This is a genomic window from Nonomuraea muscovyensis, assembly GCF_014207745.1.
Lineage (GTDB): Bacteria > Actinomycetota > Actinomycetes > Streptosporangiales > Streptosporangiaceae > Nonomuraea > Nonomuraea muscovyensis.
Genome location: NZ_JACHJB010000001.1, coordinates 3,104,226 through 3,117,637, shown reverse-complemented (window position 1 = coordinate 3,117,637; position 13,412 = coordinate 3,104,226). Strand labels below are relative to the sequence as shown.

Annotated in this window: 13 protein-coding genes; 6 read left to right on the top strand and 7 right to left on the bottom strand. The window is 72.7% G+C overall.

Annotated elements, in window-relative coordinates:
- The first annotated feature begins 292 nt into the window (after window positions 1–292).
- On the top strand, window positions 293–2,227 hold the full coding sequence (locus FHU36_RS14825; protein WP_246502046.1) for an NAD(P)-binding protein: 1,935 nt from the start codon (window positions 293–295) through the stop codon (window positions 2,225–2,227).
- 20 nt (window positions 2,228–2,247) lie between these two features.
- Here FHU36_RS14825 and FHU36_RS14820 read toward each other — a convergent pair whose 3' ends face one another.
- The gene (locus tag FHU36_RS14820) at window positions 2,248–3,051 is read right to left on the bottom strand and encodes an SDR family NAD(P)-dependent oxidoreductase (RefSeq protein WP_185084251.1); all 804 of its coding nucleotides are present in this window, start codon (window positions 3,049–3,051) and stop codon (window positions 2,248–2,250) included.
- 155 nt (window positions 3,052–3,206) lie between these two features.
- Here FHU36_RS14820 and FHU36_RS14815 point away from each other — a divergent pair, with 155 nt between their 5' ends.
- From FHU36_RS14815 to FHU36_RS14800, 4 genes are read left to right on the top strand one after another with little or no spacing between them, the layout of a single operon-like run.
- The gene (locus tag FHU36_RS14815) at window positions 3,207–5,474 is read left to right on the top strand and encodes a sensor histidine kinase (RefSeq protein WP_185084250.1); all 2,268 of its coding nucleotides are present in this window, start codon (window positions 3,207–3,209) and stop codon (window positions 5,472–5,474) included.
- A complete protein-coding gene (locus tag FHU36_RS14810) occupies window positions 5,471–5,878 on the top strand; it encodes a roadblock/LC7 domain-containing protein (protein ID WP_185084249.1) in 408 nt (135 codons plus the stop codon). The genes FHU36_RS14815 and FHU36_RS14810 overlap by 4 nt, the downstream gene beginning before the upstream one ends.
- Window positions 5,875–6,249 carry a DUF742 domain-containing protein gene (locus FHU36_RS14805; RefSeq protein ID WP_185084248.1) on the top strand — a complete coding sequence of 125 codons (375 nt, stop codon included), beginning with the start codon at window positions 5,875–5,877 and terminating at the stop codon, window positions 6,247–6,249. The genes FHU36_RS14810 and FHU36_RS14805 overlap by 4 nt, the downstream gene beginning before the upstream one ends.
- Entirely contained in the window at window positions 6,230–6,802 is a 573-nt protein-coding gene (locus tag FHU36_RS14800; protein ID WP_185084247.1) for a GTP-binding protein, read from the top strand. The genes FHU36_RS14805 and FHU36_RS14800 overlap by 20 nt, the downstream gene beginning before the upstream one ends.
- Window positions 6,803–6,815: 13 nt before the next feature.
- Here FHU36_RS14800 and FHU36_RS14795 read toward each other — a convergent pair whose 3' ends face one another.
- From FHU36_RS14795 to FHU36_RS14770, 6 genes are all read right to left on the bottom strand, one after another.
- Window positions 6,816–7,190, bottom strand: coding sequence for a DUF742 domain-containing protein (locus FHU36_RS14795; RefSeq protein ID WP_185084246.1), 375 nt, complete (start codon window positions 7,188–7,190; stop codon window positions 6,816–6,818).
- The gene (locus tag FHU36_RS14790; RefSeq protein ID WP_185084245.1) at window positions 7,187–9,478 is read right to left on the bottom strand and encodes a sensor histidine kinase; all 2,292 of its coding nucleotides are present in this window, start codon (window positions 9,476–9,478) and stop codon (window positions 7,187–7,189) included. The genes FHU36_RS14795 and FHU36_RS14790 overlap by 4 nt, the downstream gene beginning before the upstream one ends.
- Window positions 9,479–9,541: 63 nt before the next feature.
- Window positions 9,542–10,228 carry a DUF998 domain-containing protein gene (locus FHU36_RS14785; protein ID WP_246502045.1) on the bottom strand — a complete coding sequence of 229 codons (687 nt, stop codon included), beginning with the start codon at window positions 10,226–10,228 and terminating at the stop codon, window positions 9,542–9,544.
- 304 nt (window positions 10,229–10,532) lie between these two features.
- Window positions 10,533–12,029: a xylulokinase gene (gene xylB, locus FHU36_RS14780; RefSeq protein ID WP_185084244.1), complete on the bottom strand. Its 1,497-nt coding sequence runs from the start codon at window positions 12,027–12,029 to the stop codon at window positions 10,533–10,535.
- Window positions 12,030–12,113: 84 nt separating this feature from the next.
- Window positions 12,114–12,302: a hypothetical protein gene (locus FHU36_RS14775; RefSeq protein ID WP_185084243.1), complete on the bottom strand. Its 189-nt coding sequence runs from the start codon at window positions 12,300–12,302 to the stop codon at window positions 12,114–12,116.
- Window positions 12,303–12,368: 66 nt separating this feature from the next.
- Window positions 12,369–12,818, bottom strand: coding sequence for a MarR family winged helix-turn-helix transcriptional regulator (locus FHU36_RS14770; protein WP_221495891.1), 450 nt, complete (start codon window positions 12,816–12,818; stop codon window positions 12,369–12,371).
- 61 nt (window positions 12,819–12,879) lie between these two features.
- On the opposite strand from FHU36_RS14770, the gene FHU36_RS14765 reads away from it, so the two are divergent.
- Window positions 12,880–13,389, top strand: a complete 510-nt coding sequence (locus tag FHU36_RS14765; protein ID WP_185084241.1) for a VOC family protein — start codon at window positions 12,880–12,882, stop codon at window positions 13,387–13,389.
- Window positions 13,390–13,412: the final 23 nt, after the last annotated feature.

The following is a 13,412-nucleotide window of genomic DNA, read 5'->3' as shown; positions in this document are numbered from 1 at the left end:
AAATGACCGCCGGGATGAATTTCCGATTTCGTTCGTACGGCATAGCGACGAACGCTAGAGGACGTGACCGGCGAGGGCCCGGCCAACGGCGCTATTAACGGGATTCCGCGCTTTCTCCCTCTTCTGGCTTTTGCGGCCGGCCATGCTTCTCCGCTGGTCAGGACCCGAGAGCCGAAAACGGAAGGTGAGACACCGCCCAAAAGAACATTCGCCGGAACAGGCCGCGCAAAATGTTCGTCGAACCACTGCGCGGCGTACCATGACAATTGCCCACCGCGCGCAGGATCTCGGCATGGGCGACATCGACCCGCGCCACGCGCGCGACCTCGGGATGAGCCGGCCGATCTCGCGCCGCGACTTCTTCGACGGCGTCGCGGTGGCCGCGATCGGCCCGGCTGTCGGCACGGTAGCCGCGACCGGTCACGCCGCCGGCCGGCGCCGGGCCCCCGCCCAGGAAGGTGACGCGTTCCCGCCGCGCCGCACCGGGCTGCGCGGCGACACCGCCGACTCGCTGGCCGTCCCGCACGCCCTCCGGGACGGCCGCTTCTGGGAGCACGCGGGGGACCCCGAGCCGACCGGCGAGCACTACGACCTGGTGGTGGTCGGCGGCGGCGTCAGCGGGGTCAGCGCCGCCTACGAGTGGCTGCGCCACGAGCCGCGGGCCCGTGTCCTCATCCTCGACAACCACGACGAGATCGGCGGCCAGGCGCGACGGGCCGAGTTCCGGCCGCCCGGCCGCAAGGGCGCGCTGATCGGCCAGGGCGGCTCGCGGGTGCTCGCGTCGCCCGAGACGTGGACCCCCGAGGGCAAGGACCTGCTGGCCCGGCTCGGCGTCGAGGTGAAGCGGCTGCGCCGCCACGTGGACGAGGGGCTCTACCCGGGACTGGGGCTGCACGAGGGCGTGATGTGCGATCGGGAGACGTTCCCCGTGGAGGGCCTGCACCGCATGGTCCCCGGCACGCCGCCCGAGCGGTGGACCGGGCGGCTGCCGCTCGCCGACCAGGCGCGGCGGGACCTGCTCAGGCTGGTCACGAACCCGCCCGACTGGTGGCCGGAGCTGCCGGTCGAGGAGAAGGAGGAGCGGCTGGCGGGCATGACCTACTCCGACTTCCTGATGGACGTGTGCGGGGTGCACCCGGACGTGGAGCTGTTCCACCGGACGCTGCCGAACGCCCGGTGGGGCTACGACGCCCGGGCGTTCGGCGCGATCGACGCCTGGGGCTGCGGCTATCCGGGGTTCCAGGGGCTGGGGCTGGACCCGGACAAGCCCTCACGGTTCTGCTCGCCGACCGTGAAGAAGGAGTGGGCCGGCGACCAGGACGTCCCCTGCCTGCCCGAGGGGCTGCAGGCGCTGGTGCGGATGATGGTGGGCCGGATGATCCCCGGCTTCGCCACGGCCACGACCATGGACGGCGTCACCACGGCCCGCTACGACTACGGGCGGCTCGACGTGCCGGGCAACCGGGTGCGGTTCCGGCTGTCCAGCCCGGTGGTGTCGGTGCGCAACGACGGCGACCCCGGCGACGCCACCTCGGCCACGGTCGCCTACTTCGACGGCCACCGCGTCCGCACGGTCGGCGCGGGGGCCGTCGTCATGGCCTGCTGGGCCGTGGTCGTGCCCCACGTGGTCCAGGACCTGCCGGAGGCGCAGCGGGCGGCGCTCTCCGAGACGGTCAAGATCCCGCTGTTGGAGGCCACCGTGCAGGTGCGCGACTGGCGGGCCTGGCGGCGGGCCGGGGTGCACCGGGTGCGCTGGACGGGCGCCTACTGGTGCCTGTCGGAGCTGGGTCAGCCGGTCGGCGCGCCCGACTACGACTGCCCCCGGGATCCCGGCGAGCCGATCACCGTCCACCTGGTCGCCACGCCGTGCCAGTCGGAGCTGGGCCCGGCCCGGGGCGCCGCCGCCGGCCGCCGGGCGCTGCTCAGGACCCCGTACGGCCATCTGGAGTACACGATCCGCGACCAGCTCGCCCGGCTGCTCGGGCCGGGCGGCTTCGACCCGGCCGCCGACATCGAGGCCGTGACCGTGCACCGGTGGGGGCACGGGTACGCGCCCGAGTACTGCCGGCCGTGGCACGACTTCTACCCCGACGGCCCGTTCCCGGCGGACACCGCCCGGCGGCGCCTCGGACGCATCGCCATCGCCGGCTCGGACGCGGTCCCGGCCGCCCGCGCCGACGCCGCCGTCACCGCCGCCTACCGCGCCGTGGCGGAGCTGCTGGGGTGAGGCCGCCTACGGTGCGCCGCTCACGACGTCGAGGCGCGGGTGTCGTCGGCGGCGGCGGCGCTGGCCTGCCAGAGGCGCTCGGCCAGGTCCGGGTCCGACATGGTGGCGGGCACCTCGGCGGGCCGCTCCCCGTCGAAGTAGCGCCCGGCGTGCCGGAGCCCGTCCTCGTGCGTGGCCAGGTACGTCAGCCGGCGCGCCCCGTACTCCGGTGGCTTGGCGTAGCCGGGCACCACGAGCATGAGCCGCATGAGCAGGGCGTCGGACGCGAAGCCGGTCCTGATCACGCCGGGGTGGAAGCAGGTGGCGGCCAGCCCGCGGGCGGCCAGGGCGACGGTGAACAGGGCGTTGGCCTGCTTGGTGTCGCCGTACTGGAGCCAGCCGTTCCACCTGCGGCGCTCCCGCGACAGGTCGGTGACGTCGAGCTTGCCGGTGCGGCCCGCCCGTGAGGAGGTGGTCACGATCCGGTCGACGTGCTCGGCCAGAGTACGGGTCAGCACGAACGGGGCGAGATGGTTGACCTGAACCATCAGCTCGTGCCCGTCGGAGGTGGTCCGCCGCTTCGGGCTCATCACACCGGCGTTGTTGACCAGCACCCCCACGCGCTCGTAGCGGTCGCGCACCTGGGACGCCAGGCTGCGCACGTCCTCCAGGGACGTGAAATCGCACGTCAGCACCTCGCCCTTGGGGCCGGGCAGCGCGCCGGCCACCTCCTTGAGCCGCCGCCCGTCCCGCCCGACCAGCACGACCCGGTGCCCCGCACGCGAAAGCCCCGCCGCCGCGGCGGCGCCGATGCCGGAGCTGGCACCAGTAATCACACTAATCATCCCGTTCCTCCCACTGCGCCGGAACCTTAAACGGTGCTAGTCTCCTATGCGATCTTCCGGAGGTGTATTTACACAAAGGTGGAAATGCCCCTCGACTTCGAGGTTGGGACATGGGCTCGCGTAACCGGTCAATTCGGTTCAAGATCTTCTTATTGTTGCTGCTACCCCTCCTGTCTCTGAGTGCGCTCTGGGGGTTCGTGCTGAACCTCACCGTGGGCGACGGCCAGGCCCTGTTGCGGGCCAACACCATCTACCAGACGGTCGGCATCACCTCGACGGACCTGGGGCTGCAGCTTCAGGCCGAGCGTGCCCGGTCGGCGGTCGCCATCACCACCCGCCAGCTCACGGAAGATCTCGGCGCCCAGCGGACCCGCACCGACCGGGCCGTCACCACCTACAAGCGCGCCTCCACCGAAGCCGGCAGCGCCCTCGACGGCACCCTGCGCGCCTCCCTCGGCGCGCTCGACCGCGAACTCGACCGGCTCGGCGCCATCCGCTCCGACATCGACAACGGCCGCAGCACCCGCCTGGCCGCCCTGAACGCCTACAACCGCGTGCTCGACTCCCTGTTCAGGGTCTACGACCAGATGGTCTCCCTCCCCGACCTCGCCATCTTCCAGCAGGCCGCCGCCATGCAGGCCATGGGCAACGCCCGCGAGGTCATCGCCAGGGAGCACGCCCTCATCAGCGGCGCGCTCATCGACGGCAAGCTGACCGAGGCCGAGGCGGCCGCCTTCACCGAGTACGCCGCCACCCGCTCGTTCCTGCACACCCGCGGCACGGCCGGGCTCGACCTGGCGCTGCGCCAGCCGTACGAGAAGGTGTTCGCCGGCTCGACCTTCCGCAGCTTCGGCCTGATGGAGGCGAGGATCGTCGCCACCGGCGCGCCGCCGCCCGACGGCGACGCCTGGAACGCCTCCGCCGGGCAGGTCATGGCCCAGCTCGACCGGCTCGGCATGTCCGCCACCCAGGAACTGGCCGACCGCACCACCGACGCCGCCATCGCGATCATGGGGCGGATCGCCGTCGCCGGCGGCATCGGGCTGATCGCCGTGCTCGCCTCGATCGTCATCTCCGTGCGGTTCGGCCGCCGCCTCGGCGCCGAGCTGGCCGGGCTGCGTTCGGCCGCCCTGGACCTGTCGGAACGGCGGCTGCCCCTCCTCGTCGAACGGCTGCGCAGCGGCGAGGACGTCAACGTCAAGAAGGAGCTCAAGCCGCTCAAGGTCAGCGGCTCGGCCGAGATCACCGACGTGGCCCGCGCGTTCGGCTCCGTGCAGCGCACCGCCGTACAGGCCGCGGTGGGCCAGGCCGAGCTGCGGCGTGGCGTGGGCCAGGTGTTCGTCAACCTCGCCCGGCGCAAGCAGGGGCTGCTGCACCGCCAGCTCCAGCTTCTCGACCGCATGCAGCGCCGCACGCACGACCCTGACCGGCTGGAGGAGCTCTTCCGGCTCGACCACCTGACCACCCGCATGCGGCGGCACGCGGAGAGCCTGATCATCCTGTCGGGCGCCGAGCCCGGCCGCGCCTGGCGCAAGCCGGTGCCCGTGCTCGACATCGTCCGCGCCGCCATCGCCGAGGTGGAGGACTACACCCGGATCACGGTCGAGGCCATGCCCGCCGGAGCCATCGACGGCGCCGTCGCCGCCGACCTCACCCACCTGGTCGCCGAGCTGGTCGAGAACGCCGCCATCTACTCCCCGCCCGACGCCCCCGTGGTGGTCCGCGGCGACATGGTGAGCAACGGCTACGCCATCGAGGTGGAGGACCGGGGGCTCGGGCTGTCGGAGGCCGAGTACGGCGCGTTCAACGCGCTGCTCGCCAACCCGCCGGAGTTCGACCTGGCCGACAGCGACCGGCTCGGCCTGTTCGTGGTCGCCAGGCTGGCCCAGCGGCACGGCGTCAGCGTGCTCCTGCGCCGCTCGCCCTTCGGCGGCACCACGGCCATCGTCCTGGCGCCGCGCCGGCTCGTCACCGAGCAGCCCGCGCTCACGGCCGGCGACACCCCGCCGGCGCTGCCCAGCCGGACCCGTGCCACGACCGGCGGCGGGCGCGACAGCGGCGACAGTGGTGACAGTGCTGACGGCACCGGCGGCGCCGGGAGCGGTGAGGACGCGGCGGCCGAGCCGGCCGCCCGCGCCAGGAAGGAAGGTGACAGCGTGTCCGCGCTGCCCACCCGTACCCGGAAGAAAGCGCTCGCCGTGCTGAGCGGCGGGGGCGGCGTGAGCGGCGGCACCCACGCCGGGCTGCCCACCCGGGTACGGCAGGCGAACCTGGCACCCCAGCTCAGGGCGGAGCCGCCACCCGAGCCGGAGCCGGAGGAAAAGACCGAACGCTCTCCCGACGAGGTACGCGATCTGTTCTCCGCGTTCCAACGGGGAACCCAACGCGCCCGAGAAGAAGCACAAGAAGAGGGGGAGGCATGACCGTGCCGACGACCAACACCGGTGAGCTGAACTGGCTGCTCGACGACCTGACGACCCGGGTCGCGGCGGTGCGGCAGGCGGTGATCCTGTCGACCGACGGCCTCGCGGTCGGCTACTCGAAGGCCCTCAGCCGCGAGGACGCCGAACACCTGTCGGCCGTCGCCGCCGGCTTCCAGAGCCTGGCCCGCGGCACCGGGCGTCACTTCGGCGGCGGGGACGTCCGGCAGACCATCGTCGAGATGGAGTCGGCGTTCCTCTTCGTGACCGCGGCGGGGCAGGGCACCTGCCTGGCCGTGATCGCCGAGGCCAACGTGGACGTGGGCCACATCGCCTACGAGATGGCGATGCTCGTCAAGCGGGTCGGGCAGCACATCTCGACCAATCCGCGAGCGGCCACCTCATGACGGAGACCCCGCAGTGGCTCGATGACGACGCGGGGCCGGTCGTCCGGCCCTATGCTCTCATCCGCGGCCGTACGAGGTCTTCAGGCGACATGTTCGACCTCATCGCGACCGTACGCGTCGTCGATGAGCCGCCCGGCGACGTGCCGAGTGACCTGGGCCCCGAGCAGCAGACGATCCTGCGGATGGCACGGAGCCCGATCTCGGTGGCCGACGTGGCCTCCGAGCTGGACCTGCCCATCGGCGTCATCCGGGTGCTGCTGGGCGACATGCGTGACCACGGCCTGATCTCGGTGACGTCCCCCTCAGCGGCGAGGCCGCGTCCGAGTTCGGGCATTCTCAAGGAAGTGATCAATGGACTCCGGGCTCTCTGAGGACCCCGTAGCGCTGAAGATTCTCATCGCCGGGGGCTTCGGCGTGGGCAAGACCACCCTGGTGGGATCGATCAGCGAGATCAAGCCGCTGCGCACCGAGGAGGTGCTCTCCGAGCGCGGGATCGGCGTTGACGACATCGACGGCGTGGAGGCCAAGACCACCACCACCGTCGCCATGGACTTCGGCCGCATCACCATCCGCGACGGGCTGGTGGTCTACCTGTTCGGCACGCCCGGGCAGGAACGGTTCTGGTTCATGTGGGACGAGCTGTCCTACGGCGCGCTCGGCGCCGTCGTGATCGCCGACACCCGCCGGCTGACCGACTGCTTCCCGTCGGTCGACTACTTCGAGCAGCGCGGCACGCCGTTCGTGGTGGCCGTCAACTGCTTCGACGACGCCCAGCAGCACAGCGTGGACGACGTGCGGATCGCGCTCGACCTCGACGACGACGTCCCGGTGCTGCTGTGCGACGTGCGACGGCGCACCTCGGCCAAGGAGGTCATGGTGACCCTGGTCGAGCACTCCCTGCGCACGCTGACCACGGCGAGCTGAGCCGGCGGTCCTCCTACAGGGCCTTCAGGCCGTTGATGACCTCGCGGAGCAGGTTCTCGGTGGCCGCCGTGTTCTTGGGGACCGGCGGCCGTACCGTGACCAGCCCGTAGTGCAGCAGGTCGCCGAGGAGCACCCGCACCACGCCCACCGGCAGGTCCAGCTCGGCGGCGAGCTCCACCACCGGCCTGGACTGTCCGGCGCCGGTGAGCAGCCGCCGGTGCTGGACGCTCAGCTCGGCCTTCGCCGGCGCCGGCAGCCCGCTCGCGACGACGCTCGCCAGCAGGTCGATCTCGGACGTGGCCGACGACCTGGTGCGGCCCCGGGCGACCGCGTACGGCCGCACGACAGGTCCGGCCTCCTCGTCGACCCACTCGTGCTCGCGGCTCACGATCGAGATCCCCCATCCTGGTCGCTGTCCTGGCGCCCCCGCTGCCAGCCTGACTGAAGGGACGAAAGCAGCGCCCTGGTCTCCTCGGGCGAGCGCTCGTCCGGTGGTGCCGCGACGGGCGGCTGCCTGAGCTGCGGCGGCAGGTTCGCCTGCCGCTGGCGGCGCGGCAGTCCCGTGTCCTGCTGCTGCGCCGTAGTCCGCTTGGAGGTGCGGACACGGCGCGGCAGCCCGCCGGGGCCGGTCGGCTGCTCGGCGCCGCCGCTCCCGTTGGCGCCGTTGGTGCCGTTGGTCCCTGTCCCGTTGGCGCCGTTGGTCCCGGTGCCGTTGGCGCCGGTGGTCTGGTCGTGGATGCCCGGGATCTCGTTCCTGAGGACCGAGACGGACACCGACTCCAGCTCCGGCATGTCGAGCGGCATCGGCAGCATCTCGACGAGCGTCGGCGGCACCAGCACGATCGCGCTCGTCCCGCCGTACGGCGACGGCTTGACCGTCACCGAGATGCCGTGCCGGGCCGCGAGCATGCCGACCACCGCGAAGCCGAGCTGCTCGGTCTGCGACGGGTCGAACTCGGGCGGGCTGGCCAGCCGCTCGTTGACCACCTGGCGCATCTCGGGCGGCATGCCGAGGCCCCGGTCCTCGACCTCGACGGCGAAGCCCCGGCCGACCAGCTCGCCGCGGACGGACACCTCGTTGCCCGGCGAGGAGAACGTGGTGGCGTTCTCGATCAGCTCGGCGAACAGGTGCATGAGGTCCGCCACCGCGGTGCCGGCGAAGCCGTACTCGGGCATGGGGTAGACCCGCACCCGGGTGTACTCCTCGACCTGGGCGGCGGCGCCGTTCAGCACGTCCTCGACGGGGATGACGCCGCGCCAGCGGCGCCCGGCCGAGCCGCCCGACAGCAGCACCAGGCCCTCGGCGTGGCGGCGCATGCGCGTGGTCAGGTGGTCGAGCCTGAACAGCCGCTCCAGCGCCTCCGGCTCCTCGGTCTCGCGCTGCATGTCGTCGAGGAGCCTGAGCTGGCGCTGCAGCAGCGACTGGCTGCGCCTGGCCAGGTTGCGCAGCGCCTCGGAGACGCCTTCGCGCAGCCTGGCCTGCTCGACCGCGGCGTCCACGGCGGTGCGTTGCACGCTGTCGAACGCCGCCGCCAGGTCGGCGACCTCGCTGGTGGTCTTGTCGGCCACCTTGATGGGCGGCGCCTCGGCCTCCACGTCCACCCGGTCGCCCCTGCGGAGCCGTTCCACGACGCCGGGCAGCCGGATCTCGGCCAGGTCGAGCGCGCTGCGCCGCAGCGCGCCGAGGTCCAGGGCGACCCGCCTGCCGACCCGGATGGAGATGATGATCGAGAACACGACCGCGATCAGTCCCAGCGCGCCCGCAACCGCGGCGCGCACGATGATCGTGACGCCGGCCGGCTCGATCCGGCCGAGCAGCGTGTCGCCGGTGCGCCAGACGGCCTCGGTGTAGTCCTTCATCACCGGGTCGGCCAGCTCGCGCCACATCTGCATGTTGACCGGCTCACCCGACATGTACGACTCCAGCGCCCGCTGCATCGTGGCGTAGCGGGAGGAGGCGGCGATCTTCTCGAACGGGGCGCGCGTCTGGGCATCCAGGTTGGCCATCGCCACGGGGAACAGGTGCAGCCGCGCCCCCTCGAACCGGGACAGCAGGTGCACGTCCTTCATGGACAGCTTGCCGTCGGAGGCCACGATGAGGGCGTTGCCCCGGCTCATCATCTCGCGCACCTCGTCGGCGGCGATGAGCCCCTGCGCCTGGCGGGCCAGCTCGACGTCGGTGCTGATGGTGAAGGACGAGTAGAGGATGTGGACCGCGTCGGAGATCGCCGAGTACTCGGTGACCAGGTCGGCGGCGGTCATCTTGCCGCTGTCCACCTGCCGCCTGATGTCGGGCAGCCGGTCGATCGCCTCGAAGGCGTCCGCGAGCCTGTCGTTCATCTCCGCGGTCATGGCCGACTGGACGCTCTCCATGCCGGCCGACTCGGTGAGCTTGGTGCGCACCCGGTCGGTCTTCGCGCGGGCGGCGGCCAGCGGTGCCGGGTCGCGGACTGCTCCGCCCAGGCGCTCGGCCGAGGCGAGGCGCTCGCCCTGGAGGTTGCCGACGAGGCCGTCGGCGTAGTTGATCACGCCGGTCCAGATGGTCTGGGCTCTCAGCAGGTTGAACGCGTCACCGAACGTGCTGCTCGCGGCGAAGCCCCACAGGGCGACCAGGGAGACCAAGGGGATGACGAGCAGCGTCGCGATCTTGAATCTGATGGATCTGCCCGATGCCATTGGTACCTGCTCCCGGATAGAAGATCGCCGGAGAGAATAGCACCGAAACGGCCGGGTTTAAGATCAACTCGCGATAAATCTGTGATATGTCGGGAAATTGACGGCTTTTGTGGCGTGTGTGCGGGTCCACGCCAGCCGGACCAGCCAGCAGGCCAGGACGCCCAGCACCGCCACCTCCGCGCCCAGCAGCAGCCGCTCCACCAGCCCGATCAGCACCCGCTCCCCCGGCAGCGCCACGTACGTCATCGCCAGCACCCCGAACCCGGCGGCCAGCGCCAGCCACTCCACCACCCGCGCGACCGGCTTCCAGTCCGCGTGGGCGCCCAGGCGCGGCACCAGCACCGCCGCCGCCACCGGCAGGCTCACGAACGCCGCCACCGACACGTACCGGTGCACCTGAGCGGTCAGCGTCATGTCGGCGCCGAGCGGCGTGGTCGGGATTACGGCCGCGACGACCAGTGCCCCCGACCACACCATCAGCAACCGCTCGGGCAACCCCCGCACCGGCGCCCCCACCGCGCGCAGCCCCGCCAGCAACGCCAGCGACCCCAGTCCCATCACCGCCATCGCGACCTCCGTGACGCCCCCGCGGTCGGCCACGGCGTACTCGCTCACGGTCACGTTGAACGGATCGAGGTACGGGTCCGGGCCCACCTGCCCGATCACCACGGCCACGGCCGAGAACCCGATCGCGGCGCACGCGATCCACGCCCACATTCCCGGCGACACCCGCGCCATCAATCCGCTCATGCCCCAACCCTCCCGTCTCGCCCCCTTCCCCACCATCCGGCCTGCCCCCACCCGATCCCTGAGTCACCCCCTAGGGGTCCCAGGGTCGGCGGCCGTGGGGCGCCGGGCCGGCGGGCGCGGGGCACCGGGTCGGCGGGGGCGGGGGTGCGGGGGCGGGGGCGGGGGTGCGGGGCGGAGACCGGTCGCCCGCAGGTCCTGCGTCTCCCTGAGACGGGGAAACCGGCCGGGGCCCGAACCGGGCGGGGAGGCGGCGGGGATGGGGCCGTTCGAGGCGGGAAGCCTGCGGGGTCAGGTTGGGGGCGGGTCAGGTGGGGCGGTCGAGGATGTGGGGGCGGGTGGCGGCGTAGCGGGCTCGCACGCCGGGTTCGGGGTCGGCCTCGTAGCCGACCGCCTCCTGGGACGTCCACTCGACCTCGCCGTCGAGGAGCCAGGCGGCCTGGTAGGCGGCGCCGTCGGCCACGTACTCGCCCGGGGGCGGCGCGAGGATGGGGCGGGCGAAGATCGTGGGGGCGATGCGGCGGACCGCCTCCGAGCGGGCCCCGCCGCCGATGAGCAGCACCCGTTCGGGCGACAGGGCGAGCGCATCGAGGGCGTCGGCGAGGCCGCAGAGCATGCCCTCGATCGAGGCGCGCGCCAGGTGGGCGGGGGTGGCGGTGGCCAGGGTGAGGCCGTGGACGGAGCCGGTGGCGGTGGGCCGGTTGGGGGTGCGTTCGCCTTCCAGGTAGGGGACGAGCGTGAGACCGTCGGCACCCGGCGGCGCCTGGAGCGCCAGCTCTCCGAGCCCGTCGAGGTCGACGCCGGTCAGGCGCGCGGCGGCGTCCATGACCCGGGCGGCGTTGAGCGTGCACACCAGCGGCAGGAAGCGGCCGGTGGCGTCCGCGAAACCGGCCACGGCCCCGCTCGGGTCGGCGCTGGGCGCGTCGGAGACCGCGAAGACGGTGCCGGACGTGCCGATGGACACCACCACGTCACCGGGCCGTGCCCCCACCCCGAGCGCGGCGGCCATGTTGTCGCCGGTGCCGGGCGCGATCCGGGTCCGGCCGTCACCACCGGCGGGCGAGGGTGTCACGCCACCGGAGGGCGGAGGGGTCGCGGAGGTGGCGGTGGCGCCGCCGGGCGGAGGGGTCGCGGCGTCGGCGACCGGACCGAGCACGCGGGGCAGCAGCGGCACCGCGCCGAAGGCGGACTTGAGCAGGTCGGTGCGGTAGGCGCCGGTGGCCGGGGACCAGTAGCCGGTGCCCGAGGCGTCACCCCGGTCGGTGGTCAGCAGGTCGAGGGGCGGTGGCGGCGCGTCCGCCCACGACGCGAAGGGCAGCCGCAGCGCGCCCGCCAGCCGCCAGGTGAGCCAGTCGTGCGGCAGGCACACCGCGGCCGTGCGGCGCGCGTTGTCGGGCTCGTGCTCGGCCAGCCACCGCAGCTTGGTGATGGTGAACGACGCGACGGGCACGCTGCCCACCGCCTCGGCCCAGGCGCCGGGCCCGCCCAGCTCGGCCACCAGGTCGGCGGCGGCGCCGGCCGAGCGCGTGTCGTTCCAGAGCAGCGCGTCGCGCACCACGTGGCCCGACTCGTCGAGGCAGACCATGCCGTGCTGCTGGCCGGCCACGCTGACGGCGGCGACGTCGTCGAGACCGCCGGCCTCCTCGATGGCGCGCAGCAGCGCGGCCCACCAGTGGGAGGGGTGGACCTCGGTGCCGCCCGGGTGGGCGGCCCTGCCCTGGCGGACGAGCCGACCGGTGGACGCCTCACGGATGACGACCTTGCAGCTCTGCGTCGAGGAGTCGACGCCCGCGACCAGTGTCATGCGGCCACGCCCGGCCGGCCGTGGAGGGGACGGTGAGTGTTAACGCTACCCATGCTCCGAATGCTGCACGAGCGGGCAGGCGGATCACAAGCCCGAGGGGTCACGCCCCACGCTGATCTCCTCGGCGATGCGGCGGATCTCCACCGCGTCGAGCCCCGGCGCCTTGGGCAACTGGCGCCACAGCGCGTCCATCACCACGGGCACCGGCTGGCCGGCCAACCGCCCCGCGATCCCGTGAACCGCCCTGAACAGCGCCTCGTCCGTGTCACGCATCCCGACCCCCCGACGTCCAGACCGACTTCCCGGAGAACCGTACGACGTGGCACCGACAGTTTCGCGCTAACCCTCCAGCGTGTTCCGCACCGCCCCGCAGATTTCACTCAGGGCGCTCCGCTGCTCGGGCGTCAGCACGTCGAACAGGCTCCTGCGGACCTCCTCGACGTGGCCGGGCGCGGCGGCGGCCAGCGCGTCGAAGCCCTCCTCGGTGAGCACGGCGATGTTGCCGCGCCGGTCCTCCGGGCAGCGCTCGCGGCGCGCCCAGCCGCGCTCTTCGAGGCGGGCGACCGCGTGCGAGAGGCGGCTCTGCGAGGACTGGGCGCGCCGGGCCAGCTCGCTCATCCGCATGCGCCGTCCAGGCGACTCGGACAGCGCCACCAAGATCATGTAGTAGGCGTGCGGCATGCCCGCGTCGCGCTGCAACTGGCGGTCGAGCGCCTCGTGGACGAGCTGTGTGGCCGCGAGGAAGTCGCGCCAGGTCCGCTGCTCGTCGTCGTCCAGCCATCGGGTCATGGATGGCATTTTAGTTGAACTCTCATATACTTGTGGATACATCCTGGGAAAGGGGATCGTCATGCCGGTTCAGCGACTCAACCACGCCGTCCTCTACGTCCGCGACGTGGAGCGCAGCGTCGCCTTCTACCGGGAGGCCCTCGGCTTCGAGGTCGTCATGAGCATGCCGGGCGCCGCCTTCCTGCAGGCCGCCGGCTCGTCCAACGACCACGACCTGGGCCTGTTCGAGATCGGCGCCGGGGCGGCCCCCTCGCCCGCCGGGCGGACCTCGGTCGGCCTCTACCACTTGGCCTGGGAGGTGGACACGCTCGACGAGCTGGAGCGCGTCGCGGTCAAGCTGCGGGAGATGGGCGCGCTGGCCGGCGCGTCCGACCACTCCACCACCAAGGCGCTGTACGCGCACGACCCCGACGGCCTGGAGTTCGAGGTGTCGTGGCTGGTGCCCGCCTCGCTGATCGACGAGCGGGTGCTCGCCGGCCGCACCAGCATCCGCCCGCTCGACCTCGCCGCCGACAAGCAGAGGTACGGCGGCCGGACCCGCGGCGGCGTGGGCGTCTCGATCCCCGCCTAGCCCGGAAGCCCTCGACGGCCGGT

What these genes read in the sequence shown, in the direction of transcription:
- FHU36_RS14790 (WP_185084245.1), bottom strand. Translation starts at nt 9,478, where the DNA reads ATGGCATCGGGCAGATCCATCAGATTCAAGATCGCGACGCTGCTCGTC.
- FHU36_RS14775 (WP_185084243.1), bottom strand. Translation starts at nt 12,302, where the DNA reads ATGCGTGACACGGACGAGGCGCTGTTCAGGGCGGTTCACGGGATCGCG.
- FHU36_RS14810 (WP_185084249.1), top strand. Translation starts at nt 5,471, where the DNA reads ATGACCGTGCCGACGACCAACACCGGTGAGCTGAACTGGCTGCTCGAC.
- FHU36_RS14825 (WP_246502046.1), top strand. Translation starts at nt 293, where the DNA reads ATGGGCGACATCGACCCGCGCCACGCGCGCGACCTCGGGATGAGCCGG.
- FHU36_RS14770 (WP_221495891.1), bottom strand. Translation starts at nt 12,818, where the DNA reads ATGACCCGATGGCTGGACGACGACGAGCAGCGGACCTGGCGCGACTTC.
- FHU36_RS14765 (WP_185084241.1), top strand. Translation starts at nt 12,880, where the DNA reads ATGCCGGTTCAGCGACTCAACCACGCCGTCCTCTACGTCCGCGACGTG.
- FHU36_RS14785 (WP_246502045.1), bottom strand. Translation starts at nt 10,228, where the DNA reads ATGAGCGGATTGATGGCGCGGGTGTCGCCGGGAATGTGGGCGTGGATC.
- FHU36_RS14800 (WP_185084247.1), top strand. Translation starts at nt 6,230, where the DNA reads ATGGACTCCGGGCTCTCTGAGGACCCCGTAGCGCTGAAGATTCTCATC.
- FHU36_RS14805 (WP_185084248.1), top strand. Translation starts at nt 5,875, where the DNA reads ATGACGGAGACCCCGCAGTGGCTCGATGACGACGCGGGGCCGGTCGTC.
- FHU36_RS14820 (WP_185084251.1), bottom strand. Translation starts at nt 3,051, where the DNA reads ATGATTAGTGTGATTACTGGTGCCAGCTCCGGCATCGGCGCCGCCGCG.
- xylB (WP_185084244.1), bottom strand. Translation starts at nt 12,029, where the DNA reads ATGACACTGGTCGCGGGCGTCGACTCCTCGACGCAGAGCTGCAAGGTC.